The organism is Virgifigura deserti (assembly GCA_003576685.1).
GTDB classification, from domain to species: Bacteria; Pseudomonadota; Alphaproteobacteria; order Dongiales; family Dongiaceae; genus Virgifigura; species Virgifigura deserti.
In genome coordinates, this window is sequence record QOZR01000005.1 from 176,636 (window position 1) to 202,626 (window position 25,991).

Here is a 25,991-nt window from a genome sequence, read left to right on the forward strand (position 1 = left end):
CGCGTTGCAATCGTTATGACATGCGGCGATCGGAAGGTAGAGGGCGGAGCCCTAGGGCTCCGCCCTTCGGAATGCAGGCCGGCTTAAGCTGCCGACACCGCAGCCGTGACGCGCGGCGCATGTCCGGCGACCAAGCCGATGGCCGTCCCGAGGCGATACAGAACCAGAAGCCCCGCAAGCGCGACAGTGTTCGTCAGGAGGATCTGGCCGACGACGGCAAGGCTGAACGGCTCGCCGCTTCCCGGCAGCAGGAACGAAGCGGCGAACAGCGCCGCCTCGAACGTCAGGAAAGCAGCCCCGAACGCGCTGACGGTGGTGAAAGCACGGCCCATAGGCGCGAGCTGCCCCGCAATCCGATGAGCAACCAGGGTTCCAATCAGCGCCGCAGCACCCATCGCGGCGCCCCAGGCAACGCTCTCGAACGTCTGCGGATAGGCCAGGATGCCGTACCCGACGGCTTGGTTGGCAAGCCACGCGGCCAGGATGAGGATTACGGCGTCGCGCCGCCCCATGTTCAGGGCCGCGATCGCACCCAAGGCGGCGAACGGCGTCGCGCAGGCGAGACCCAGGCTGAACAGGACGCTGGCGGCCGTCAGGAACCCGAGCCAGAGCCAGCGGCGCGCCCTATGCATTTCAACGGAAGTCTGCATCATGATGGTCTTCTCCTCTCTTGTGAGTTGGATGGAATGGACAGGTCGTTCGCCGGGATATCACGCGAGTCGTTAACGCCATGAGCTTTCCCCGTCCCCACATCAGAAGCGCGCGCGGAGGCCGATATAGCCGGCGCGGCCCGGCGTCCCGTAGGTGAACGCTTCCTCGTAGTTCTCGTCGAACAGGTTCTCGATTCGCCCGAAGGCCTCGAGATTGCCCGTCACCCGAACCGAGGCGGCAAGGTTGACGAGCGTGTAGGGATCGAGGCGGACGATCGATTGGTTGTAGGCGGCGTCGAAGGCGATGTCGTTGCGGGCGCCGACCCAGATGACCCCCAGATTGACCGTCGCACGATCCTCGAAGAAGCGATAGCTGAGGTCGGCGCCGGCCTGATGGCGCGGGCGCCGGACGAGTTTGTTGCCGTCCGGATCCTGGCTGTCGGTAAAGGTGTAGCTCGCGGTGAGATCGAGCCCATCCCACAGCGCGACCGCGGCCGTAAGTTCGACGCCGCGGATGCGGGATTCGCCGGGCAGGTTGACGACCGTCTGACCGGCCAGGCTGACGAAGTTGTCGAGGCGCTGATCGAAATAGGTCGCGCCGATCGAGAGCCGGTCGCCGAACAGCGCCTGGTCGATGCCGGCATCCCAGCCGCGCGCCGTTTCCGGCTCCAAATTCGGGTTGGGCCGGAAATTCGCGTCATAACCATAGAGATCGAACAGCGTGGGATTCTTGACTGCGGTGCCGTAGGAGCCGCGCAGCTTGGTGCCGGTTTCCTCGATCCGATAGGCGGCGGTGAGCCTGTAGGTCGTCGCATCCTCGAAGCGATCGTTCGCGTCGAAGCGGCCGCCGGCCGTCAGGAACAGATCGTCGAAAAGCGCGACCTGATAGAGACTGTAGACGCTCCGGGTCGTGATCGAGCGATCGAAATCGGAGAAGGCGCTGGTCAGGATCGCCTCTTCCCGCTCCTGCTCCAGGCCGAGGCTGACGGTATGGTCCGCCGGCAGAAGCGCCTGGGTCGAAAGACTGAGATCGGTCTGGTAATCGATCTTGGTCTTCATGCCGTCGTAGGAGCTGACCTTCTGCCCATCGGTCCGGTAATCGGTTCGGCTGTCGGCGCCGGACAGGCCAACCCGGTGCTGCCATCGGCCGTCGAGCAGCGCCAGCCTGGCCTGGATCCGGCCGAAGCGCTGAATCGTCGCGCTGTCCTCCTCGGCGTCGACGGCACCGACGCCGCCGACGAAGCCGTCACCCTCCCGCTCGGCGTCGGTGAAGCGGCCGACGACATCGACATCGAGGTTGTCGAGAAGGCTGGCACCGAGGTTGGCGGACAGCGTGCCGTTGTCATAGCCGTCCTTCTCCGAGTTGTCGCGCCGCTCGCTTGCCGCCGAGATGCCGTCGGTGTGGAGGCGGACGGCACTGAGGCTGTAGCGAAAGCGGTCCTCCGCGAGACCGCCCGAAAGGCTTGCGCTGCCTCGGGCGGTCCCGAACGAGCCGCCTTCCGCGGCGACGGACGAGTGAAGCGGGCCGCCGCCCTTCCGCGTGATGATATTGACGACGCCGCCTAGCGCGTCCGACCCGTAGAGGACGCTCTGCGGCCCGCGCAACACCTCGATGCGCTCGATGTCGTCGGTCATGAGATTGGCGAAGTCGAACTCCGAGCCGAAGGAGGGGTCGTTCACCTCGATGCCGTCGATGAGAACCAGGGTCTGATTCGCCTCCGCGCCGCGAATGCGGACCAAGGTCTGGGAGCCAACGCCGCCGATGCGCGCCACGGAAAGCCCCGGCACCGTGCGGAGGGCATCGGCCACGAAGCGGATCTGGCGCCGCTCCAGCTCCTCTCGGGTGATCAGGGTGATGGAACTGCCCACCTGATCGAGCGGCACATCAGTTCGCGTGGCGCTGACCACGATCGGCGGAAGCTCGATCGGCTGCGATTGCGCGAGCACGGGCGTGCTGCAGAGAGAACCGAAAAGGGCAACCCGCAGGGCGCTCATGGCCGCCTTTTGCGGACCGCCCCGGAACGGAGAGAAAAGGGAAAGCATCCGAACCTACGCGGTGACTGGTGTGGCACGTCACCGCGAACCAGATGTCGATGGCGGACGATCCCCGACCGCCCATCAGCAACTTCCCGCCGGTGCACCCCGCCCAGCGTGCTCGCGTGTGACCACGACCGACGGTAGGTCTCCTGGCTCGCGGGTTCTCGCCTTTCGTCGCCTTCCCAGCGTCTTAAGACGCCAGTGGCATGATGACGAACGGCTCGCCGCTTACAGTTGCGGGGACAGCCACGGCATTGGGCGAAGATACCCGCACCGTGTTCCCTATTAAGCCCCGAAGGGCACCGTCAACCCGCTTGATAGGCAGTGTCGGGAACCGGGTCAAGCTGTTTCGGCTCGGCAATGAAACTTCGCGTTCCAGACATCGGGAGAACAATCCGCTACGCGGGAAGCCCCGCCTTACGCAGGCCATCGAGGAAGATCTCGAGCGCCTCCGGATCCTGGTCCGGCTGCTTCTCCGCCCAGTCGGCGACCGAGAAGTTCGGATGCATCTCCAGGACCTTCGCGGCATAGGCCGCGGCCTCTTCCGCGCGACCGAGCTGGGCATAGCTGGCAGCGAGCAGGCGATAGCCCTCGGCCGGATCGTTCATTCTCTCCAAGGTCCGGATCGCCTCCTCGTACCGGCCCAGGGTGTAGTAGGCGTCGCCCAGATACCAGAGATACCAGTCGGGAAAGAACGGGTTCAGGCGCATCGCCTTGTGGAGCAGTTCGACAGCCTCCAAGGCGCGTCCGTCATGCGTGAGCGCGTCGGCGAACTCGGCCATGATATCGGCGTCGTTCGGATTGAGGGCGAGCGCGCGCTCATACTCCACGATCGCCGCGGCCCGCTGCTTCGTATAGAGATAAACGAACCCGAGCGCGGCGTGCCCCCGAGCGCTGTTCTCGCTGAGCGCGATCGACCGCTTCGCGAATTCGAGCGCCTTCTCCAACGACTCCGCCGGCGACGCGGTCCAGCCATAGCGCCATTCGACGATATGGGCCGTCGCCAGGGCCGCATAGGCGCGCGAATAGTCCGGATCGCGCTCGAGCGCGCGCCGGTACATCTGCTTCGCCTCGGCGAGGCCATCCTTCGAGTACCGGCGCAGGAACATCTGGCCGCGCAGGCGGAAACCGTAGGCTTCGAGGTCCTCGGTTTCCGCACGCCGCACCCGGGATTTCTCCGCCTCCTCAAGACGGACGGCGAGCGTGGCGACGATGAGCTGCGTTAGCTCGTCCTGCACCTCGAAGATATCGGTCAGCTCGCGGTCGTAGCGCTCCGCCCAGAGATGGTGCCCCGTGGCCGCGTCGACGAGCTGCACGGCGATCCGCACCCGGCTGCCGGCACGTCGCAGGCTACCCTGCAGGAGGTAGCGGACGCCGAGATCGCGCCCCGTCTGCTGCGGGTTCGCCTCGCCCCCCTCGAACCGGAAGGAGGAATTCCGGGAAATCACGAACAGCTCGCGGAACTTGGAAAGGTTGGTGATGATGTCTTCGGTGATGCCGTCGGTGAGATAAGCTTGCTGGGAGTCGCCGGTCATATTGATGAAGGGTAGCACCGCAATCGACGGCTTCGCAGGAATCGGAAGCGACGTTCGGTTGGATCCGGAGTCTGCCGCCGGCACGAGGCCATCCTCCGCCGGCGCCACCCGCAGGCGATAAACGCGCACCGGCCGGTCGATGTTCTTCACCAGCCGCTCGCCGAGCGGCTCGAACTGGAGCGGTAGCTTGCCTTCGATCTGGTCGTAGACGGTGCCGGAAATGGCAATACCCCCCGGCTCGGACAACGCCTCCAGCCGGGCCGCGACATTGACGCCGTCGCCGAAGAGGTTCTCGCCCTCGATCATCACGTCGCCGAGATTGATGCCGATGCGGAACCGCATGCGGCGCTCCGGCGGCAGTGCGGCGTTGCGCGTCTCGATATCCTCCTGAATCCGCAGCGCGCAGCGCACGGCGGCGGCGGTCGCGGCGAACTCGGCGACGAGATTGTCCCCGGCAGCGGCGAAGACCCGCCCGCGATGCTCGGCGACAAGGCTGTCGATCAGGCTGCGATAGTGGTTGAGCGTCCGCAGCGTGCCCTCCTCGTCGGCTCCCATGAGCCGCGAGAAGCCGGCGACGTCAGCGCTTAAAATCGTGCTGAGCTTGCGCCGGATGTTGTGCGGAGTCATGAGCCGTGCACAAAGCTCGACCTCACCGAACGGTTGGGCGGCGCAACAGGCGCAGCGGGTTCGGGAGATGCTCGGCGATCCGCCCGATACGGCCAATCACCTGGGGCACACGCATCACGTCGGCGATGCGCCGATCGAGAAAGTCCCAGCTATCGGAGAATCCGTCGGACCTGTCGTTCAGCCAATACAGCACCGTGCTGCCATAGACGCCGGCGAGCAGCCCGCGCTTCGTATAGAAGTTATAGTCGGTGGAAGTATCGCCGGCGGCATACCAGATGCCATTCACCGTGCGATAGAGGCAGCGCGCTGCCAAGGCGGCGTTCTGCGGCATCGCCAGGACCGAAAGGCCCAGCCGGATCGCCTCCCGATGCGCCGCATTCTGCTCGAGCCGCAGACGAATCGCGGTGGCGATCCGCTCGCGGATCTTCATTTCCGCCAGATCGCGTGCTTCCAGCGCCTCGAGCATGCGCCGATCGGCGATCTTGTTGAAGAGCTCGACCATTTCGCCAGCCCCGCCCGGAAACATGCCGGCCGCCGTCGCCAGCGCGATGCCCGCATCCTCGGCCCCGGCACGCAGGGCCGCGTGCGTCCAACCGTCGAAGGGCACATGCGGCAGCATCGCCTCCAACAGGCGTTCGCGCAGCGCTTCGCGATGCGTGTTTCGGGGAGTTCTCCGGGGAGCTGCACTCGTCATCCGACTGCCCTCTCGTCCGTTCCGCCATCTCCCCCGGCCGGAGTCGGAATGCCGTGCCGCAGCTCGTCGGCGAAGACGAGCAGCGATAGGTCGGTCATCCGCATCGGATAGAGAATACCTTCGAGATGATCGCATTCATGCTGCAGGACCCGGGCGTGGAAGCCTTCGGCCACACGCTCGATCGACTCGCCCGCGGGCGTCGTGCCGCGGTAGCGGATGCGGGTATGACGTGGAACCGCGCCGGTCAGGCCGGGGACCGACAGGCAGGCCTCCCAGCCCAACGCCGTCTCGGGGCCGAGCGGCTCGATCTCAGGATTGACGAGGACGGTCAGCGGCACCGCATCGCCGCCCTCGCGGTCCGCCCGCCCGGCGGGCACCTCGAAGAGGACGACACGCTGTGGCACATGGACCTGCGGCGCCGCCAGCCCGATGCCGCCGACATCCGCCAGCGTCTCCAGCATGTCCGCGACGAGGCGCCGGACCTCCGGCGCGGTCGGATCGGCGACCGGCTCGGCTCGCCGCCGCAGCACCGGATGACCCATACGGGCAATCTTGAGAATGGCCATATACCTAATATGCGGGAAAGAGAGCTTGCCGGAAAGAGGGGTCCGTCGCATCTTCGGCCGCCGCACAAGTTTCATTGGGCGAGACCGAAGAGAGTGTGGGAGGCTGTTCTCGGCGATTCGGAAACGGATTCTTAACCAATCCCAATTGGCACGCCCTCTTCCCAAATTCCCCATGATGTGATATCAAACTCTCCCTTCAGTCGGGAGTGACGCGGGATAGCGGCCTCCCGATGGTGTTTTTGTGCCCGAACACAAGGAGATTTGACAAACGTGCAAGTTGTAGTTCGCGACAATAATGTCGATCAGGCCCTGCGCGTGCTGAAGAAGAAGATGCAGCGCGAGGGCGTCTTCCGCGAGATGAAGCTGCGCCGCAATTACGAAAAGCCGTCCGAGCGCAAGGCGCGCGAGAAGGCCGAGGCGATTCGCCGCCATCGCAAGCTGATGCGCAAGCGTTTGGACCGCGAAGGCTACTAGAACAGGCCCGCTCGCCGTGCCGGATCGCAAAGATCGGCCCTATGGTGGGCAGTTCCCAGGCTGAATATCGACAGCGGCTCTGCGTTCGCAGAGCGCTGATCCTTTCTTTCTGGCTTTTGTGCGCGATATCGCCCCTGAAGGCTTCGGCGGCCGGAAGTGCCAACGCCGAGACGGTCTGGAGGGCGGTCTATGATTTTGCCTAACCCGCTATGCCTATGACGGCCGCGTCTATAATGGCGCGCCGTTCCATTACCAAGCCGGCTTGGCTGCGCGGCGCCTTTCTGGGCGGCTTCTTCCAGCCCGAACCGGATTTAGGGCCGTCCTGCCCGTCCTACATAAAGCTCAAGGAATATAAGTAGCCGGGCTGGCGCCATCCCCGCCCTTCGACAGGCTCAGGGCGAGGCCTTCATGATGAGCCTGTCGAACCATGGCATCGCGCCGATGTCCCCAGTGATAGCGCAACGCTAATCCAGCGACTTGACGATTTCCTCGCACATCTTCTTGGCGTCGCCGAACAGCATCATCGTGTTGTCGCGGAAGAACAGCTCGTTCTCCACGCCGGCATAGCCGGATGCCATCGAGCGCTTCACGAACAGCACCGTCTTCGCCTTCTCCACATCGAGAATCGGCATGCCGTAGATAGGGCTCTTCGGGTCGGTCTTCGCCGCGGGGTTGGTCACGTCGTTGGCGCCGATCACGAAGGCGACGTCGGTCGAGGTGAAGTCGCGGTTGATGTCCTCGAGTTCGAACACCTCGTCATAGGGAACGTTCGCCTCGGCCAGCAGCACGTTCATATGGCCCGGCATGCGGCCTGCGACCGGATGGATGGCATAGGTGACCTTGGCGCCCTTCTCCTTGAGCAGGTCGGCCATTTCGCGCAGCGCATGCTGCGCCTGGGCGACCGCCATGCCATAGCCCGGCACGATGATGACCGAGCTGGCGTTCTCCATCAGGAACGCGGCGTCCTCGGCGCTGCCGGTCTTGACCGTCCGGTCGCCCGTGGCGCCGGCCGCCGCCCCCGCGGCGTCGGTGCCGAAGCCGCCGAGGATCACGTTGAAGATCGAGCGGTTCATCCCCTTGCACATGATGTAGCTGAGGATGGCGCCCGAGGAGCCGACGAGCGCGCCGGTGATGATCAGCAGGTTGTTGCCGAGGGTGAAGCCGATGCCACAGGCGGCCCATCCCGAATAGGAGTTCAGCATCGAAACGACGACCGGCATGTCGGCGCCGCCGATCGGCAGGATCAGCAGCAGCCCGAGCAGCAGGGCCACTGCCGTCAGCGCCCAGAAGGCGGCCGCGCTCTGCCCCGTCACCAGCGCGACGATCAGGACCACGAGCGCGATGCCGAGCGCCGCGTTCAGGTAATGCTGCCCGGTGAAGACCAGGGGGGCGCCGCTGACCAGCCCCTGCAGCTTCGCGAAGGCGACGATCGAGCCGGTGAAGGTGATCGCGCCGATCGCCACGCCCAGCCCCATCTCGACCAGGCTCGCCGGCGCGATGTCGCCGGCCACTCCGATGCCATAGGCCTCCGGCGTGTAGAAGGCGGCGGCCGCGACGAACACTGCGGCAAGGCCGACCAGGCTGTGGAAGGCGGCGACGAGCTGCGGCAGCGCCGTCATCTGGATGCGCAACGCGACGAAGGTGCCGATGGCGCCGCCGATCACGATGCCGGCGAGGATCGCCCCATAGCTGACCACTCCCGGCAGGGCGAGCGTGGTGATGATCGCGATCGCCATGCCCGCCATGCCGAAGCGGTTTCCGGACTGTGCCGACTCCGGCGAGGACAGCCCCTTTAGCGCCAGGATGAAGCAGACAGAGGCGATCAGGTAGAGAAAGGCCGCGAGATTCTCAGTCAAAGGAACGTCCCCCGCCTATTTCTTCTTCCGGAACATCGACAGCATGCGCTGGGTGACGATGAAACCGCCGAATATGTTGACGGAGGCCAAGGTCACCGCCAGGAACCCCATCACCTGGGAGAAATTGAAATCCGCCGGGCCGGCGGCGATCAGCGCGCCGACGATGATCACGCTGGAAATCGCGTTGGTGACGGCCATCAGCGGAGAATGCAGCGCCGGCGTCACCCGCCAGACCACGTAATAGCCGACGAAGCAGGCGAGCACGAAGATGGTCAGGCCGAAGACGAAGGGATCATGCTCGGCGCCCGCCCCGCCTTCGAACGCCATGCGTGACGCCTCATAGGCCAAATCGGCCGCCTGCTCGGAGAGGCGCATCGCTTCATTGGCAAGATCGGCTGCGCCGTCGGCAATGGTTGCTGGCTCCATGGGCTACGCTCCCTCTCCGGTGAAGGTCGGATGGATCACCTTGCCGTCGCGGGTCAGCGCCGTGCCCTTGATGATCTCGTCCTCCCAATCGATCTTCAGCGCCTTCGCTTCCTTGTCGATCTGCGACGTGAGAAAAGCCAGCAGGTTGCGGGCATAGAGCGCGCTGGCGTCGACCGCCAGGCGACTCGGCACGTTCAGATGGCCGACGATCTTCACGCCATGCGCCTCGACCACCTGCCCGGGCTCCGACAGCGGGCAGTTGCCGCCCTGCTCGACCGCTAGGTCGACGATCACCGAGCCCGGCTTCATGGTCCTGACCATCTCCTCGGTCAGCAGTACCGGCGCCGGCCGGCCGGGGATCAGCGCCGTGGTGATGATCACGTCCTGCTTCTTCACCGTGTCGGCGATCAGCGCCGCCTGCTTCTGCTTGTAGGCATCGCTCATCTCCTTGGCATAGCCGCCGGCGGTCTCCGCCGCCTTGAACTCCTCGTCCTCGACCGCGACGAAGGTGGCGCCCAGGCTCTGCACCTGCTCCTTGGCAGCCGGCCGCACATCGGTGGCGGAGACGATGGCGCCGAGCCGACGCGCCGTGGCGATCGCCTGCAAGCCGGCCACACCCGCGCCCATCACGAGCACGCGCGCCGGCGCGACGGTTCCGGCGGCCGTCATCATCATCGGAAAGGCGCGGCCGAACTCGGCGGCGGCGTCCAGAACCGCCTTGTAGCCGGCCAGATTGGCCTGCGAGGAAAGGACGTCCATGCTCTGCGCCCGGGTGATCCGGGGCATCAGCTCCATGGCGAAGGCGTCGACGCCATGCTCGGCATAGGCGGCCACTTGATCCTTCGCCGCATAGGGCGACAGAATGCCCACCAGGACGGCGCCGCGCTTCAGCAACGCCAGCTCGTCCGTGCCGCCCTCGGCCGCAGTCAGCGGCCGCTGGACCTTCAGCACGATATTGGCCTCGCCGAGGGCCGCCTGCGCGCTTTCGGCGATCTGCGCGCCCGCCGCGGTGAAGGCCTCGTCGGTGAAGGAGGCACTGTAGCCGGCGCCCGTCTCGATCGTCACCTCGGCACCCAACCCGACAAGTTTTTTCACGGTGTCGGGCGACGCCGCCACCCGCCTCTCGTTCTGGCGGCGCTCCTTCGCTATGCCGATTTTCATTGCTTCGCCAGCCCCTCGCCTGAAGTTCGTCTTTTCCCCCTGGGCACGCCCCCTCGGGCACGTTCCGCCCCGGCCGCGCGCAATCTTGCCCGGTCAGCGCGGCGGAACACAATGCCTTTCCGAAATCATTCGCGCAACCCATGGTATACCATATACCAGAAGAAAATTGCTGATCCTGCCGCCAATCAATCATGACCGAACGTGCTAATCGTCTGGAAGTCGGAGCAATATCGGTGCAGCGGTACGAAACGGCTTGAGAGGACAAGATGGAACTGAAAAGGGGGCGCTGCCTATGTGGAGAGATCTCTTTCGAGTATAGCGGTCCAGAAAACTGGCGGGGTCATTGCCACTGCGATAGCTGCAGGCGAAACACGTCCTCGCCATTTACCACGTTCTTCGGGGTGCCACGGGACGCATATCGCTTCACGGGCAATGACCCGAGTATTTATCGCTCATCGCCAGGAGTTCGCAGGCTGTTTTGCGCCAATTGCGGAACGCCAATGGCCTATGAGAACGACAAATACCCGGAAGAGATCCACTTCTATGCTGCAAGCCTTGAAGACTCGCAGAATTTTTCGCCGCAGTTTCATGTCCACTACGCGGAGAGATTGCCCTGGATCGATCTCAGCGATGATCTTCCACGATACGACCATGGCACAGGCTGACTCGCACGTCGTCAGGGCCGGAAACAAGGCACCAAGCGTCTGATTTTATCCGCTGGAACCAGCATCTCACGTCGGCAGCGGCACCTTGGCGGCCTTCAGCGCCTTGGTCTGGCGTTTGTGCAGCAAGTCGACGTCGAAGCCTTCGATCAGCTCGTGAAACAGCCGGTACCAGTTGATCTCGGCCTTAAGATGGAAGAAGACCGAGCCGAGGCCGATCGCGGCGCGATCCATGAACACGAACTCCCGCGGCGGCGTCACCGGTCCCAGACGGCGCAGGTCCTCGTGAACGCTCTCGGCGACCTCGCGACCGTAGACACCCGACTCGGTTTCCTGGATCAGGCGGGAACGGTCCTCCAGCAGCGGTCCGTAGACGAACTTCGCCCAGCGGTTCAGGACGTCGATGGTTTCGGCCGTCAGGTTCTTGAAGCCCCAGCTCTCATAAGCATGCACGGCCAGATCCCGGTCGTCGTTCTGCAAGGCATGATAGAGATCGATCACACCCTGGACGAAGCTGGCCTGAAACACCCGGATGCAGCCGAAATCGAGCAGATTGACCGAGCGGTCCGGCCGGACGGTGTAGTTGCCGAGATGCGGATCGCCGTGGATGACGCCGTAATAATAGAACGGCACATACCAAGCGCGGAACATGTTGAAGGCGACCTCGTTCCGCACCGCGGCATCCTCATGCTCGGCGATGAATTTGAGCAGCGGCGTGCCCTCGAGCCAGGTCATCGTCAGCAGGCGCCGCGTCGACAGCTCCGGCAGCACCTCGGGCACATGGACGCCGGCCTCCTTCGCCAGCATGGCGCCATAAAGCGTCGTGTGCCGCGCTTCGAGGTCATAGTCCAGCTCCTCGCGCAGGCGGGCGGCGATCTCGGCATGGATCTCACGGGTTGCGATCGCCCGATCGTAGCGTTCGTAGATCCCGAAGATCAGCCGAAGCTGGCGCAGATCCGCCTCCACCGCGGATTGCATGTCCGGATATTGCAGCTTGCAGGCAAGCAGCCGTCCGTCGTGGCCGGTCGCCCGGTGCACCTGGCCGAGCGACGCGGCGGCCCCGGCCTCGTGCTCGAAGGACGCGAACCTCTTTCGCCAGTCCGCCCCGAGCTCCGCCGCCATGCGCCGCTTCACGAAGGGCCAGCCCATCGCCGGCGCGTTGGCCTGAAGCTGCGCCAGCTCCTGGACATATTCCTTGGGCAGCGCATCGGGAATGGTGGCCATGATCTGCGCCACCTTCATCAGCGGGCCCTTGAGCCCGCCGAGCGCCGCTCTCAGCTCCGCCGCATGGCGGTTGCGGTCGAGCTTGACACCGAGATAGCGTTCGCCGGCCAGCCGCGCCGCGAGGCCGCCGACCGCCGTCGAGACGCGCGCATAGCGTCGGACCCTGCCCGACAGCCGGTTGTCTTCGGAGGAATCGGACATGGTGCGCCCCCTAATGCGTTCCGGGCGTCCCCAGCTCCGCAGGCTCAGATTTTTTCGAGATCCGTGATGAAGCCCTCGATGACGCCCAGCCCCTTGGCCCAGAAGGCCGGGTCCGACGCGTCGAGGCCGAAAGGCTTCAGCAGGTCCTTGTGCCGCAGCGTCCCGCCGGCCCGCAGCAGGTCGAGATATTTCTCGGCGAAGCCCTGATCCGCGTTCTGGTAGACGGCGTAGAGCGAGTTCACCAGGCAATCGCCGAACGCATAGGCATAGACATAGAAGGGCGAATGGATGAAGTGCGGGATGTAGGACCAGTAGACGCGGTAGTCGTCGTCGAACCGCAATGCGGGCCCTAGGCTCTCACGCTGGGTGTCGAGCCAGATCTCGCCCAGCCGGTCGGGCGACAGCTCGCCCTCGCGCCGCTCGTCATGAACGCGCCGCTCGAACTCGTGGAAGGCGATCTGCCGGACCACGGTATTCAGCATGTCCTCGACCTTGCCGGCGAGCAGGATCCGCCGCCGGTCCGGGTCCGTCTCCTTGCCGAGCAACGCCTGGAAGGTCAGCATCTCGCCGAATACCGAGGCGGTCTCCGCCAGGGTGAGCGGCGTGTCCGCCATGAGCTGCCCCTGCGGGCCGGCCAGCACTTGATGGACGCCGTGGCCGAGCTCGTGGGCGAGCGTCATCACGTCGCGCGTCTTGCCATGATAGTTCAGCAGCAGATAGGGATGTGCGCTCGGCACTGTCGGGTGAGCGAAGGCGCCCGGCGCCTTCCCGGGCCGCGGCGGCGCGTCGATCCAGCGATTGTCGAAGAAGCGCCGGCCCACCGCCGCCAGGTCGGGCGAGAAGGCCGCGTAGGCGTCGAGCACCGTCGAGGTCGCCTCGTCCCAGCCGAACGCCCGATCCTCGTCGCTCGGCAGCGGCGCGTTGCGGTCCCAGTAATCGAGCTGGTCCTGCCCCATCCAGCGCGCCTTGATCGCGTAATAGCGGTGCGACAGCCGCGGATAGGCGTCCTTCACCGCCGTGATCAGCGCGTCGACCACCTCGTCCTCCACCTGGTTCCCCAGATTGCGGGACGAGACCGGCCTCTGGAAGCCGCGCCAGCGATCCTCGATCTCCTTGTCCTTCGCCAGGGTGTTGGTGATGAGAGCGAGGTCGCGGATATTATCGCCGAGGACGCCCGCGATCGACTTCGCCGCCTTCCGGCGCATGGCGCCGTCACGGTCGGTCAGCAGGTTGAAGACGTCGCTGTTGGTGAGCAGCTTGTCGTCGACCGGGAAGCGGAGCGCGGCCATCGTCTCGTCGAACAGCCGCGTCCAGGCGGCGCGACCGGTGATGTACTTCTCATGCAGCACACGCTCGACCTCGTCGGAGAGCTGGAACGGCCGGAAATCCCGGATCGCGCGCAGCCAGGGCTCGTAATGGGCGAACGCCGGCGTCTTCAGCCGCTCGGCGAACGCCGCGTCGTCGAGCCGGTTGACCTCCAGCGTGAAAAACAGCAGGTCGGTCGAGATGTCGCTGACCCGCTCCTGCATCGTCTGATAGAACTGCGCGACGGCCGAATCGGTCATGTCCGCGGAATAAACGAGCTGCGCGTAGCTGATGATCCGCGACAGGACCTCCTGCTGGCGCTCATACTCAACGATCGCGGCGCCCAGCGTGGCCCCGTCGCACTCGGCGACGCGGCCTTCGTAGCGCTCGCGGAAGGCTTTCGCGTCGGCCGTCACCTGCGCCAGATCGGACTTCAGCTCGGCCGAGTCCCGGCCCGGATAGAGGTCCGAGAGATTCCATTCCGGGAGGTCTTTCTGAGGGGCCGTGTCCGATTTCGTCGCGCTGGCGCTGCTGCTCATGGAATGTCCTCTGACGTGTCTCGACGGGTTCAAGCTGTCCAACAGCGATATAAGATCGCGAAGCGGCCCCGCCAAGCACCTTGACCGGCGCGCCGCAAGCGGACAGCCTCGGCGGACGACGAAATCGGCAGCGCCAGCGGCGCATGCCGGCTAGCACCTGATCGCGCAAATTCACGAAACGCTTCATTTACTGAATTTTCGCGTGAATCAGGTACTTGCAATTGAGCCGATGTACCAACTTACTGCGCGAGTTGGTGTCAGGGGGGAGATGCTGGATGCATTACGAGGTCTGGCGCAGCCTGCCGGACATGTTCTTTCGGCAGGCCGAGCACCGCAGCGGACAGCCATTCCTGTGGAGCAAGCGCGACGGCGTCTTCCAGCCGATCACCTATGGTGAAGCGGCGCAGCAGGTAAAGCTGTTCGCCCGCGGGCTGCGCGACCTGGGTATCCGGCCCGGCGACCGGGTCGCGCTGATCTCGGAGAACCGGCCGGAATGGCTGGTGGCGGACATGGCGATCATGACCGCCGGCGCGATTACCGTGCCGACCTTCACGACCAACACCACCGCCGACCATCAATATATTCTGGCCCACAGCGGCGCGCGCGCGGCCATCGTCTCGACCCGGACTATTGCCAAGACTCTTCTGCCGGCGGCGATCGAGGCGCCGGAGCTCGAGTTCGTCGTTAGCATGGAGGATCTCGGCCTGGCGCAGCAGCCGACAGCTCCGGTCGTCTCCTGGGCCGAGGTCATGGACCGCGGCGAGGCCCGGCCGGACGACTCGGCCGAAATGATGGCCGAGCTGCGGCGAGATGCGGTCTGCTGCTTCATCTACACCTCCGGCACCGGCGGTACGCCGAAGGGGGTGATGCTGACACATGGCTCGATTCTGGCGAACTGCATGGGCGCCTATCACCTTTTGGTCGACTATTTCGGCGTCCATAAGGAGGTGTTCCTGTCGTTCCTGCCGCTGTCGCATGCCTATGAGCATACGGCGGGGCAGTTCTTCCCGATCTCGATCGGCGCCGAGATCTATTACGCCGAGAGCGTCGAGAAGCTGACCGACGACATGGCGACCGTCCGACCGACGATCATGACCGCGGTGCCGCGGCTCTATGAGGTGATGCATCACCGCATCATGCGCACGGTCGACAAGACCGAGGGATTGCAGAAGAAGCTCTTCCTTCTTGCCCATGAGCTCGGCCGCCAGAAATATGAGCGGCCCGGCTCACTGACGCTCTGGCAGCGCATCCTCGACCTCGTCGCCGAGCTGCTGGTGCGGCGCAAGGTGCGCCGACGCTTCGGCGGGCGGCTGAAGGCGCTGGTTTCCGGTGGCGCCGCGCTCAGCTATGACATCGGCCTGTTCTTCACGGCGCTCGGCGTCCGCATCCTGCAGGGCTATGGCCAGACCGAGGCCTCGCCGGTGGTGAGCGCCAACCCGCCGGGCCGGATCAAGCTGCGGACCGTCGGGCCACCGGTGAAGGGCGCCGAGCTGCGGATCGCGGAGGATGGCGAGGTCCTGGTGCGCGGCGAACTGGTGATGAAGGGCTACTGGCGCGACGCGCAGGCGACCGCGGCGGTGATCCGCGATGGCTGGCTGCATACTGGCGACATTGGCGAGATCGACGATGAGGGATATCTGAAGATCACCGACCGCAAGAAGGACATCATCGTGCTGTCCGGCGGCGACAATGTCGCGCCGGCGCGCATCGAGGGCTTCCTGGTCCTGCAGCCGGAGATCAATCAGGCGATGGTCCATGGCGACAAACGCCCGCATCTGGTGGCGCTTCTGGTGCCAGAACGCGACTTCATACTCGACTGGGCACGGGCGAACGGCAAGAGCGCCGACCTCGCCGCGCTCGCCACGGACGGGGACTTCCACCGCGCGCTCGGTGGCGCCGTCGACCGGGTCAATGCACGGCTCTCGAGGATCGAGAAGATCCGCCGCTTCGCGATCGTGCCCGAGCCCTTCACGATCGAGAACGAGATGATGACGCCGTCGCTCAAGATCCGCCGGCACAAGATTCGCGCGGCCCATGGCCAGATGATGGAGAAGCTGTACGAGAAGGCGACCGGCTGATCCGGCGATCCGGAGTTGGGCCTATGGGCCATAAGGTAGAGATTGCTGGCCATCCTGTGATCCTGGTCACTGCGGATATAGCGCTTCGCCTATAGACACTTCCCCGGGCTGAGGCCGAAGAGGCGTCCCGTGGGAAGAATCCGTGACATGCACAGACTCGATGCCGGTGAGACAGGTTCCGTGGAGCGGTCCTGTAGCGGCGCCTCACGCGGCCAGGGCGTGAACCGTCGTGCCATCCTCAAAGGGTTGGCCGGGGCGGGTCTGTGCTTCCGACCCGGTTTGGTTTTCGGTGAAGAAGATCGAAGGGCTGATGTGGAGATGGAAGCGACCACGACGAACGGCGACGTGATCATCCGCTACCGCACGCTTGGTGAAGGAAAGCCGCTCGTCATGCTGCACGGCTTTACCGACAGCTCGGAATCCTGGGCAGAGATGGGGTATGCAGCCCCGCTTGCGGCCGCCGGCCATCGACTCATCCTGATCGATGCGCGCGGTCATGGCGGCAGCAGCCGTCCGCAAGATCCTGCGGCTTATTCGGCCTGGCACAGGGCGGGCGATGTGGCGGCGGTGCTGGACGCGGTCGGCCTCGAACGCGCCGATCTCTTCGGCTATTCAATGGGCGGCTGGTCGGCGCTTACCTTTGCAGGCACGTTCCCCAACCGGGTCGGACGGCTCATCGTCGGCGGTGCCCATCCTTTCGGACAGAGCATGGCGTTTTACCGCGAGGCCGTCGCCCCCGGCATTAGCAACTGGATTGCCATTCTCGAGCACCTCGGCGGGCCGCTCTCCGATGCCTGGAAGGCGCGCATTCTGGCCAATGATCTGGCCGCGTTGCAGGCGGCAGTCGCCGAGGATCGCCCCGATATCTCAGCCACCCTTGCCGGCCTCGAGCGGCTCTGCCTCTTCTATGTCGGCACCGAGGATTCCCTGCGCGCGCAGATCAGGCGCTGCGCCCAGCTCCTGCCGCAGGCTGAAATCCTGGAGCTTCCCGGCTGCAACCATCTGACGGCGCTGCTCCGTACCGATCTGGTGTTACCGCGCCTCCTCCCTTTCCTTTCGGATTGAACACGCGTAGGAAGGCCGAAGCTGCGGGACCAAGCTTCGGACGGCACCATGGACGGTTACGTCGCGATCATCCTGATCTGTCTGAACACGGTGGCACCAGGCGCCTGTACGGAGGAAACCGCCGCCGACGTGATGTCGACCCCGGCGGATTCGGAGCTCACCTGCAATTTCGGCTGGCAGGAAGCCGTCGGCCGATCTGCGTTCGCGGACAGGATCGGCTCGACGGCCTATGTGAAGACGATCTGCCGGCGCGCGACGGGCGAGAGCGACTGACGATCGCACTGCCCCTCTGCACTCCGCGACGTCAGGCACTCTTTGCCATCCGCTCCAGCGCCGGATAGTCCGTGTAGCCCTCGGGTCCGGCCGAGTAGAAGGTGGCGCTGTTCGGCTCGTTCAGCGGCGCCTTGCGGGCGAAGCGCTTCGGCAGGTCGGGATTGGCGATGAACAGCTTTCCGAAGGCGGCCGCATCCGCCTCGCCCCTGGCCAGAAGCGCCTCAGCGTCCTCCTGCGTGAGGCTGTCATTGGCGATATAGACGCCGCCAAAGGCCTGCTTCACCATCGGGCCGAGGCGCGGCTCGGCAACCGACTCGCGGCCGACGAGGAACGCGATCTTCCGCACCCCGAGTTCCTTCGCGACATAGCCGAAGAGCGCGGCGGGGTTCGAATCGCTCACCGAGTGGGAGTCCGACCGCAGGTTCAAATGCATGCCGACCCTATCCGCGCCCCAGACGGCGATCACGGCGTCGGTCACCTCCAGCATCAGCCGGGCGCGGTTCTCGATCGACCCGCCATAGCGGTCGGTCCGCTTGTTGCTGCCGTCATGCAGGAACTGGTCGAGCAGATAGCCGTTGGCGCCGTGGATCTCCACGCCGTCGAAGCCGGCCGTGAGCGCGTTCTCGGCGCCCTTGCGATAGGCCTCGACGATGCCGGGGATCTCGTCGGTCTCCAGCATGCGCGGCGTGACATAGGCCTTCTTGGGCCGCACCAGGCTGACATGGCCGTCCGGCGCGATGGCGCTCGGGGCGACCGGCAGAGCCCCGTCCAGATAAACCGGGTCCGAGATGCGGCCGACATGCCAGAGCTGCAGCATGATGCGCCCGCCCGCCTCGTGCACCGCGTCGGTGATCGCCTTCCAACCCTTGATCTGCGCGTCCGACCAGATGCCGGGCGTGTCGGGATAGCCGACCCCCATGGGGGTGACCGAGGTCGCCTCGGTCAGGATCAGGCCGGCTGAGGCGCGCTGAACGTAATAGTCGCGCATCAGGTCGTTGGGCACGCGGCCTTCGCTGGCGCGCGTGCGGGTGAGCGGCGCCATGATGATGCGGTTGGGCAGATCCAGGGCACCGATCTTGATGGGGTCGTGCAGCGTGGGCATGGGTTTGGTCTCATCCTCGCGATTGACGGCGTTGGCTCGTCGGCGATTGAAATTACCGGTGAAAAGCTGTATATTGTTCGATATTCGACGAACATAGAATATGGGTGAGCCCACGCATGAAACAACCCTTTCATCCCGAAACGGCCGAAATCACCCTGACCGGCGTCCTCGCGGCGCTGAGCGATCCGGTGCGGCTGAAGATCGTGGCGGAAGTCGTGACGGGGGGCGAGCGGGGCTCGACGGAGTTCGACTGCAAGATCGCAGGCTCGACCCTGAGCCATCACATCAAGCAGCTTCGCGAGGCGGGCATCCTCCAGCACCGCAAGGAAGGCACACGCTGCTTCGTCTCGCTACGGCCGGAGCTGGAACAGGTGTTTCCGGGGCTTCTGGAATCGGTGCTGCGGTTCGCGCCGAAGGACGTCGCCTGATCCCGACCGTGTCAGCCCGCTCGGTACGTGTCTGGGCGCTGACAGCCTAGAGCGGGATGAGATAGGGCGGAGTCGGTAGAGGATTCCCAAATCGGGTGGAATTTGATTCAACTGCTGGCTGGGGAAGGAGGCCAGCAGGGATGCCAAAGCCCTATTCTGTTGATCTTCGCGAGCGGATGGTTGGAGCGGTTGAGGCGGAAGGGCTGTCGCACCGTCAGGCGGCGGTCCGGGTTAACCGGGCGCCGTCGCGGGCGCATCTTGCGCCCTGTGGGCAGAGCACCTTTTGAGGATCCCGGTGTTGATATGGAGAATCAACCGCTGAAAGGAGGGAACCATGAGACTCAGCATCCCTGTCATCGCCGCCACGGTTCTGCTGGCAGGCACCGCCTTCGCCCAGGAGAATCTTCAGGAAATCGACAAGCCCGCCTCGCAGCTGGAGCAGGTGCTCGCCCAGGAGGTGAAAATTCCGGCCGACGCGCGGGAGGTGCGGGTCGTGAGGGCCACGGTCGAGCCGCGGACGGTCGCAGGGTGGCATACCCATCCCACGCCGGTCTACGTCTACGTCGTCGATGGCACCCTGACGATGGAGGTCGAGGGCAAGGAGCCGCGGACAATCATGGCCGGTGAGGCGGTCGCCGAACCGCTGAACGCGCCGATGCGGGTGAGTAACGAGGGCGACCAGCCGGTCGAGCTCGTCGTCTTCCAGATCAGCCCGCCGCAGAAGCAGTTCCTCGAGCAGAACGAGCCGTGACCGCTCCGAAAACTGATCGCGCTGCCCTCAACGTGTCGCCGCACGCGGGGCGGGAGCGCCGGCTCAGGAGGTTGCCATGGCACAGAATCCACACACTTCTGAGGCCCAGAGCGATGATCTGTGGCGCGCGGTGTTGACAGGGCAGCATCCCGCTCTGAGCCGGGGGCGGCGCCTCTTCAAGCTCCTGCCTTCCCCGAGCGGCCCGCGGTGCAAGATGTGCCTCGCCCCCTTCAGCGGGGTCGGCGCGCCGTTGATGCGCCTGCTGGGACGGCGGCCGTGGCACAAGAACCCCCATTGGTGCACCATCTGCGAGAAGTTTGTGCGCGAGCATCCAGGCGGCGCCGAGATGGAGGTGGCCCTCGTGTTCGCCGACGTACGCGGTTCGACCGCCTTGGCAGAGGGCATGGCGCCCGCGGAGTTCAGCCGGGTGATACGCCGGTTCTACACGGCGGCCACGCGCATCCTCACGGCCAACGACGCGATCATCGATAAGCTGGTGGGCGACGAGGTCATCGGCGTGTACCTGCCGGGGCTGTCGGGGCCCGACTACGCGCGGCGGGCAGTGAACGCCGCGCGCGACCTGCTTGAGGCGACCGGCCACGGCACCCGTGGCGGCCCTTGGATGCCGGTCGGTGTCGGGGTCCACACTGGGCCCGCCTTCGTCGGCAGCATCGGAGCCGAGGACGGCGTCACCGACTTCACCGCCCTCGGCGACACGATGAACGTCGCCGCGCGCCTCGTCGCGGCGGCCGGTGCGGGAGAAATCATCGTCAGCGAAGCCGCCTACAAAGCCTCCGGACTGGATCTACCGGACGCCGAGCGGCGGCAGCTCACCCTGAAAGGTCACCTGCAGCCGATCGAGGTTTACATCCTGCGCAACGCATCGGACAAGCATACCAAAGCGGCGTCAGGAGCGCCTGGCGATCCGCGATGATGCCATTGCGCGTCGCTCCGGCGCCGGCTGAGAGGAACGAGTGCGCCGGCTAAAGCGGAATGAGATAAGCCTGAGTCGATAGGGATTCCCAAGTCAGTTGGGATTTGATTCAACATGCTGGCTGGGGAAGGAGGCCAGCATGGATGGGCCAGCCATATTCTGGGGATCTTCGCGAATGCGTGGTTGCGGCGGTCGAGAAGGAGGCGCTGTCGCGCCGTCAGGCGGCGCGCTTTGGCGTCAGTTACAGCGCGGTGATCGAGTGGGTGAAGCGCTTTCGTGAAGCGGGCAGCCTCAAACTGGGCCAGATGGGCGGCCGCAAGCCGAAGAAGGTTTCCGGCGCGCATCGGGACTGGCTGGTTGCACCGATCATCATCTATCGCTGGAGTGGAGGGCAGTATGCCCTCTACTGGTCGCCGGACTGAGCTCCTGTTTCCGCGAGCGACGATCGATCTCTGGCTTGCGGACCGGCGAACCGGGCGTCATCTCACGCCCCGTGATACTCCCGGAACCACGCCACGAACTGCGGAATGCCCTCATCGATGGGCGTGCGCGGGGCGAAACCCAGGTCGTTGGCGGCGGCGGTGATGTCGGCGAAGGTTTCGCGCACGTCGCCGGGCTGCATCGGCAGCAGGTCGAGCTTGGCCTTGCGGCCGCAAGCCTCCTCGATCATGCCGATGAAGCGCATCAGCGGCTCGCTGCGGTGGTTGCCGAGATTATAGAGCCGGTGCGGCGGCGCATCCTCGCCTCCGTCCGAGGGAGGATGGTCGAGCGCGGCCAGCACGCCCTGGACGATGTCGTCGATATAGGTGAAGTCGCGCCTCATGTCGCCCTTGTTGAACACGCGGATCGGTTCGCCGGCGAGGATCGCCTTGGTGAACAGATAGGCCGACATGTCCGGCCGCCCCCAGGGCCCGTAGACGGTGAAGAACCGCAGACCCGTCATCGGCACGCGGAACAAGTGGGCGTAGGCGGCGCTCATCAGCTCGTCCGCCCGCTTGGTCGCGCCGTAGAGCGACAACGGCCGGTCGACGGGATCCTCGATCGCAAAGGGCAGCTTGCGATTGCCGCCGTAGACAGAGGAGGAGCTGGCATAGACCAGATGCTTGAGGTCCGGCAGCCGGCGGCAGGCCTCGAGGATCACGAGATGGCCGGTGATGTTGGCCTCGATATAGGCGTGCGGCTCGGTGAGCGAGTGGCGCACCCCGGCCTGGGCCGCGAGATGGACGATCCCGTCGAGCGGGCCGATTCGGTCGAAGGCCGCCTCCGCCGCGGCGCGGTCGCCAAGGTCCAGGCGGTGGAACGTGAAACCCGGCGTCTCCTCAAGGCGCGCGAGCCGCGCTTTCTTGAGGTCGACATCGTAATAGGCGTTCAGATTGTCGACGCCGACCACCCGCTCGCCGCGCGCGAGCAGGGCCGAGGCGACGTGGAAGCCGATGAAGCCGGCGGCGCCGGTCACGAGAACGGTCATTAAACACCCCTGCGCTTTCCGGCCTCGCAAGATGCGAAGCAATGATACAAGCTCGGTATCCTATACCCCGGCAGCACCCCAAAATCACTGCCCTATCCCGAGTCGCGCGGAGCGGCGCGAAGGCGGCCGGAACAGGAGAAATATCCTTGTCCGGCAATCGCCGGCCGTGAAATATTCGTAATCGTTGCGTCCCCGACGGATTGTGCCGTTGCGATTCCCATCTTTCCGTCCAGCCAATTTGCATCCCCGCCCCGGCTCCCTTAACTTAGGAGTCACAGGGATTTGGCCGTTCGCCTTGAGAGGGCACCATGACGCTTGCGGCCGTTACTCTTGACGATAAATATGCGCTCGAGTCCGGGCGGATTTTCCTGACCGGGACCCAGGCGCTGGTCCGCCTGCCGATGATGCAGCGCCAGCGCGACAAGGCGGCAGGCCTCGATACCGCCTGCTTCGTGACGGGATATCGCGGCTCGCCCTTGGGCGGGGTCGACTTGGCGATGGGCCGGGCGAAACGGTTCCTCGAGGCGAACCAGATCCGCTTCCAGCCGGGCGTCAACGAGGACCTCGCCGCGACGGCCGTCTGGGGCAGCCAGCAGGTCGGCCTGTTCGGCGACGCCCGCCATGACGGTGTCTTCGCGATGTGGTACGGCAAGGGACCGGGCGTCGACCGGTCGGGCGACGTGCTGCGCCATGGCAATCTGGCGGGATCATCGAGGCATGGCGGCGTGCTGCTGCTGGCCGGCGACGATCACACCTGCAAATCCTCGACCACCGCGCATCAGAGCGAATATGCCTTCATGGATGCCTGCATCCCGGTGCTGAATCCGGCCGGCGTGCAGGAGTTCCTCGATCTCGGCCTCTATGGCTGGGCGATGTCGCGCTATTCCGGCTGCTGGGTCGCCTTCAAGACGGTAGCCGAGACGGTCGACAGCTCCGCCTCGGCCTATGTCGATCCGCACCGCATCGAGATCGTTACGCCGGACGATTTCGAGATGCCGGAGGGCGGCCTGAACATCCGCTTGCCGGACACGCCGCTGCAGCAGGAAATGCGGCTGCATCGTTATAAGCTTTATGCCGCCCTCGCCTTCGCCCGCGCGAACAGGCTCAACCGGGTCGTGATCGACAGCCCGCGACGTCGGTTCGGCATCGTCACCTGCGGCAAGTCATACCTCGACGTCCGCCAGGCGCTCGACGATCTCGGCATCGACGAGGCCCATGCCGCGGAGATCGGCCTTTCGGTCTACAAGCTCGGCATGACTTGGCCGCTGGAACGCGAGGGCGTCCGGCATTTCGCCGAGGGGCTGGAGGAGATCCTCGTCGTCGAGGAGAAGCGCGCCCTCGTCGAGAACCAGATCAAGGAGCAGCTTTACAACTGGGACGAGCGGGTGCGCCCGCAGGTGATCGGCAAGTTCGACGAGACGGGCGAATGGATCCTGCCCTCCGCAGACGAACTCACCCCGGCACGCATCGCCCGGGTGATCGCCAAGCGCATCGCGCGCTTCCACAGCAGCGAGCGGATCGCACAGCGCCTCGCCTTCCTCGAGGCGAAGGAGAAGGCGCTCGCCGGCCACAAGCCGCCGATCCAGCGCGTGCCGTATTTCTGCTCCGGCTGCCCGCACAACAGCTCGACCAAGGTGCCGGAGGGCAGCCGCGCGCTCGCCGGCATCGGCTGCCACTACATGGTCCAATGGATGGACCGGAACACGGCCACCTTCACCCATATGGGGGCAGAGGGCGCCAACTGGGCGGGCCAGGCGCCGTTCGTCACCACGCCGCACGTCTTCCAGAATCTCGGTGACGGCACCTACTTCCACTCCGGAATCCTGGCGATCCGCTCGGCGGTCGCGGCGAACGTCAACATCACATACAAGATCCTCTATAACGACGCCGTCGCGATGACCGGCGGCCAGCCGGTTGACGGCCCGCTCGACGTGCCGCGACTGGCCCAGCAGCTCGCCGCCGAAGGCGTGGCGCGCATTGCCGTGGTCAGCGACGAGCCGGAGAAATACCCGACCGGCGGCGGCTTCCCGCAGGGCACGACGATCGATCACCGCGATAGCCTGGACCGCATCCAGCGCGAAATGCGCGAGACCCCGGGCGTGACGGCGATCATCTATGACCAGACCTGCGCCGCCGAGAAGCGTCGCCGTCGCAAGCGCGGGCTGATGCCCGATCCGCCGAAACGCGTCGTGATCAACGAGGCGGTCTGCGAAGGCTGCGGCGATTGCGGCACACAGTCCAACTGCCTGTCGATCGTGCCGGTCGAGACCGAGTTCGGCCGCAAGCGCGCGATCGACCAGTCCTCCTGCAACAAGGACTTCTCCTGCCTCAACGGCTTCTGTCCCAGCTTCGTGACCGTCCATGGCGGCCGCCTGCGCAAGCGGAAGCCGGTGGTGTCCGACGCGACGTTCGGCGCGCTGCCGCCCCCCACCCTGCCCGCCACCGCGGAGCCTTACGGCGTCCTGATCACCGGCGTCGGCGGGACCGGCGTGGTCACGATCGGCGCACTGATCGCGATGGCCGCGCATCTGGAAGGGAAGGGTTGCTCGGTGCTCGACATGGCCGGTCTGGCGCAGAAAGGCGGCGCGGTCTTCAGCCATGTCCGCATCGCCGACAAGCCGGAGGACATCCACGCGGTGCGCATCGCCGCGGGCGGCGCCAAGCTGCTGCTCGGCTGCGACATGGTCGTCGCCGGCAGCTTCGACGCGCTGGCCAAGGTGCAGGAGGGCACAACCTCCGCCGTCGTCAATTCGCACGAAACCATGACCGGCGAGTTCACGCGCAAGCCAGACCTGGCCTTTCCGCGTCAAGGCCTGCTGGACCTGATCGCCGAGACGGCCGGGCGAGATCGCACGGAGTCCATCGACGCGACCCGCATCGCCACGGCGCTGATGGGCGATTCGATCGCCTCGAACCTGTTCATGCTCGGCTACGCCTTTCAGAAGGGTCTCGTCCCGGTCTCGGCCGAGGCGATCGACCAAGCGATCGCGCTGAATGGCGTGGCCGTCGAGGCCAACCGCCAAGCCTTCCTGTGGGGCCGCCGTGCCGCCCATGACCGGGCGGCGGTGGAGCGGGCGGCCCAGCTCGAGCCGGAGGCGCCGCCGGCTGCGGCGCCGACCCTCGATGCGCTCGTCGCGCGCCGCGTCGCATTCCTGACCGACTATCAGGACGCAGCCTATGCCGACCGCTACAAGGCCTTGGTCGAGCGCGTGCGGCAAGCCGAAACGGAGAAGGCGCGCGGTCTGTCGGGCCTCGCCGAGACTGTCGCGCGCAACTACTTCAAGCTGCTCGCGTATAAGGACGAGTATGAAGTGGCGCGGCTTTACACGGACGGGGCCTTCCTCAAGCGGCTGGAGGATCAGTTCGAAGGCAATTTCCGGGTCGAGTTCAATCTTGCACCGCCGCTGCTGGCGGCGCGCGATCCGGACACCGGCCATCCGCGAAAGCGCAGCTTCGGCCCTTGGATGCTGACCGCCTTCCGGCTACTGGCGATGATGAAGGGCCTTCGCGGCACCCGTTTCGACCTCTTCGGCCGGACCGCCGAGCGCAAGCTGGAGCGGCAGCTGATCCGCGACTATGAGGCGGTGGTCGAGGAGCTGATCGCGGGTCTGAGCCACGACAAGCACGCGCTCGCCCTTCAGATCGCCGCGATTCCGGAACAGATCCGCGGCTTCGGCCATATCAAGCAGGCGCATCTCGAGCCGGCGAAGCGGCATGAGGCCGAGCTGCTGGTCGCCTACCGCGCGCCGACGCCGCAGCAGACCGCAGCGCAGTAGGACAGAGCGCAAAGCACTGTCGTGCTTCGACAGGCTCAGCACGAGGTCCTTGTCCTGAGCTTCCTCGAAGGATGAGGGTCTGGCCGACCGCGATCGACAGCCGGCAAGACATCACAAGTCCTCCCCACACCCATAAGACGGCGCCGCCAAGACCGGCGC

At 65.5% G+C, this 25,991-nt stretch carries 21 protein-coding genes, 1 pseudogene and 1 riboswitch; of the genes and pseudogenes, 10 read left to right on the plus strand and 12 right to left on the minus strand.

Annotated features, from left to right (window positions below; genetic code table 11):
- Nucleotides 1-83: 83 nt before the first annotated feature.
- The 5 genes from DT069_RS10705 to def all read right to left on the minus strand — a co-directional run bounded on the left by DT069_RS10705 (nucleotide 84) and on the right by def (nucleotide 6,109).
- Nucleotides 84-653, minus strand: coding sequence for a hypothetical protein (locus DT069_RS10705; protein ID WP_119460298.1), 570 nt, complete (start codon nucleotides 651-653; stop codon nucleotides 84-86).
- 99 nt (nucleotides 654-752) lie between these two features.
- Entirely contained in the window at nucleotides 753-2,645 is a 1,893-nt protein-coding gene (locus DT069_RS10710; RefSeq protein ID WP_162913125.1) for a TonB-dependent receptor plug domain-containing protein, read from the minus strand.
- 164 nt (nucleotides 2,646-2,809) lie between these two features.
- Nucleotides 2,810-3,009: riboswitch (cobalamin riboswitch) on the minus strand.
- 76 nt (nucleotides 3,010-3,085) lie between these two features.
- Nucleotides 3,086-4,849, minus strand: coding sequence for a tetratricopeptide repeat protein (locus DT069_RS10715; RefSeq protein ID WP_119460300.1), 1,764 nt, complete (start codon nucleotides 4,847-4,849; stop codon nucleotides 3,086-3,088).
- Between the two features lie 22 nt (nucleotides 4,850-4,871).
- A complete protein-coding gene (locus DT069_RS10720) occupies nucleotides 4,872-5,543 on the minus strand; it encodes a COQ9 family protein (protein WP_119460301.1) in 672 nt (223 codons plus the stop codon).
- Entirely contained in the window at nucleotides 5,540-6,109 is a 570-nt protein-coding gene (def, locus tag DT069_RS10725) for a peptide deformylase (protein ID WP_119460302.1), read from the minus strand. Before def ends, DT069_RS10720 begins: the two co-directional genes overlap by 4 nt.
- 270 nt (nucleotides 6,110-6,379) lie before the next feature.
- Between def and rpsU the strand changes: the two genes are divergently transcribed.
- Entirely contained in the window at nucleotides 6,380-6,583 is a 204-nt protein-coding gene (rpsU, locus tag DT069_RS10730; protein ID WP_119460303.1) for a 30S ribosomal protein S21, read from the plus strand.
- A 464-nt stretch (nucleotides 6,584-7,047) separates the two neighbouring features.
- On the opposite strand, the gene DT069_RS10735 is transcribed toward rpsU, so the two are convergent.
- Genes DT069_RS10735 through DT069_RS10745 form a run of 3 tightly spaced genes read right to left on the minus strand, consistent with a single transcriptional unit; the run spans nucleotide 7,048 to nucleotide 10,026 of the window.
- On the minus strand, nucleotides 7,048-8,439 hold the full coding sequence (locus tag DT069_RS10735) for an NAD(P)(+) transhydrogenase (Re/Si-specific) subunit beta (protein WP_119460304.1): 1,392 nt from the start codon (nucleotides 8,437-8,439) through the stop codon (nucleotides 7,048-7,050).
- Nucleotides 8,440-8,454: 15 nt separating this feature from the next.
- Nucleotides 8,455-8,865 carry an NAD(P) transhydrogenase subunit alpha part 2 gene (locus DT069_RS10740; RefSeq protein ID WP_119460305.1) on the minus strand — a complete coding sequence of 137 codons (411 nt, stop codon included), beginning with the start codon at nucleotides 8,863-8,865 and terminating at the stop codon, nucleotides 8,455-8,457.
- A gap of 3 nt (nucleotides 8,866-8,868) precedes the next feature.
- A complete protein-coding gene (locus DT069_RS10745) occupies nucleotides 8,869-10,026 on the minus strand; it encodes a Re/Si-specific NAD(P)(+) transhydrogenase subunit alpha (protein ID WP_119460306.1) in 1,158 nt (385 codons plus the stop codon).
- Nucleotides 10,027-10,292: 266 nt separating this feature from the next.
- Between DT069_RS10745 and DT069_RS10750 the strand changes: the two genes are divergently transcribed.
- A complete protein-coding gene (locus DT069_RS10750; RefSeq protein WP_119460307.1) occupies nucleotides 10,293-10,691 on the plus strand; it encodes a GFA family protein in 399 nt (132 codons plus the stop codon).
- A gap of 66 nt (nucleotides 10,692-10,757) precedes the next feature.
- On the opposite strand, the gene DT069_RS10755 is transcribed toward DT069_RS10750, so the two are convergent.
- Together DT069_RS10755 and DT069_RS10760 are read right to left on the minus strand one after the other, a co-directional pair.
- Nucleotides 10,758-12,113, minus strand: a complete 1,356-nt coding sequence (locus DT069_RS10755; protein ID WP_119460308.1) for an ABC1 kinase family protein — start codon at nucleotides 12,111-12,113, stop codon at nucleotides 10,758-10,760.
- 44 nt (nucleotides 12,114-12,157) lie between these two features.
- Nucleotides 12,158-13,957: a M3 family oligoendopeptidase gene (locus DT069_RS10760; RefSeq protein WP_119460309.1), complete on the minus strand. Its 1,800-nt coding sequence runs from the start codon at nucleotides 13,955-13,957 to the stop codon at nucleotides 12,158-12,160.
- A 275-nt stretch (nucleotides 13,958-14,232) separates the two neighbouring features.
- On the opposite strand from DT069_RS10760, the gene DT069_RS10765 reads away from it, so the two are divergent.
- From DT069_RS10765 to DT069_RS10775, 3 genes are all read left to right on the plus strand, one after another.
- The gene (locus DT069_RS10765; RefSeq protein ID WP_119460310.1) at nucleotides 14,233-16,035 is read left to right on the plus strand and encodes an AMP-dependent synthetase/ligase; all 1,803 of its coding nucleotides are present in this window, start codon (nucleotides 14,233-14,235) and stop codon (nucleotides 16,033-16,035) included.
- Nucleotides 16,036-16,182: 147 nt separating this feature from the next.
- Nucleotides 16,183-17,100 (plus strand): alpha/beta fold hydrolase, encoded by a 918-nt coding sequence (locus DT069_RS10770; protein WP_119460311.1) that lies wholly within the window; start codon nucleotides 16,183-16,185, stop codon nucleotides 17,098-17,100.
- Nucleotides 17,101-17,148: 48 nt separating this feature from the next.
- A complete protein-coding gene (locus DT069_RS10775) occupies nucleotides 17,149-17,373 on the plus strand; it encodes a hypothetical protein (RefSeq protein WP_119460312.1) in 225 nt (74 codons plus the stop codon).
- 31 nt (nucleotides 17,374-17,404) lie between these two features.
- Here DT069_RS10775 and DT069_RS10780 read toward each other — a convergent pair whose 3' ends face one another.
- A complete protein-coding gene (locus DT069_RS10780) occupies nucleotides 17,405-18,475 on the minus strand; it encodes an alkene reductase (protein ID WP_119460313.1) in 1,071 nt (356 codons plus the stop codon).
- 116 nt (nucleotides 18,476-18,591) lie between these two features.
- Between DT069_RS10780 and DT069_RS10785 the strand changes: the two genes are divergently transcribed.
- The 4 genes and pseudogenes from DT069_RS10785 to DT069_RS10800 form a co-directional block, all read left to right on the plus strand.
- Nucleotides 18,592-18,903, plus strand: coding sequence for an ArsR/SmtB family transcription factor (locus DT069_RS10785; protein ID WP_119460314.1), 312 nt, complete (start codon nucleotides 18,592-18,594; stop codon nucleotides 18,901-18,903).
- 334 nt (nucleotides 18,904-19,237) lie between these two features.
- Nucleotides 19,238-19,654, plus strand: coding sequence for a cupin domain-containing protein (locus DT069_RS10790; RefSeq protein WP_119460315.1), 417 nt, complete (start codon nucleotides 19,238-19,240; stop codon nucleotides 19,652-19,654).
- Between the two features lie 76 nt (nucleotides 19,655-19,730).
- Entirely contained in the window at nucleotides 19,731-20,588 is an 858-nt protein-coding gene (locus tag DT069_RS10795; RefSeq protein WP_119460316.1) for an adenylate/guanylate cyclase domain-containing protein, read from the plus strand.
- Nucleotides 20,589-20,731: 143 nt separating this feature from the next.
- A pseudogene (locus tag DT069_RS10800) lies at nucleotides 20,732-20,947 on the plus strand (IS630 family transposase); the annotation flags it as partial.
- 125 nt (nucleotides 20,948-21,072) lie between these two features.
- On the opposite strand, the gene DT069_RS10805 reads toward DT069_RS10800, so the two are convergent.
- Entirely contained in the window at nucleotides 21,073-22,056 is a 984-nt protein-coding gene (locus DT069_RS10805; protein ID WP_119460318.1) for an SDR family NAD(P)-dependent oxidoreductase, read from the minus strand.
- 308 nt (nucleotides 22,057-22,364) lie between these two features.
- Between DT069_RS10805 and DT069_RS10810 the strand changes: the two genes are divergently transcribed.
- On the plus strand, nucleotides 22,365-25,832 hold the full coding sequence (locus DT069_RS10810; RefSeq protein WP_119460319.1) for an indolepyruvate ferredoxin oxidoreductase family protein: 3,468 nt from the start codon (nucleotides 22,365-22,367) through the stop codon (nucleotides 25,830-25,832).
- Nucleotides 25,833-25,991: the final 159 nt, after the last annotated feature.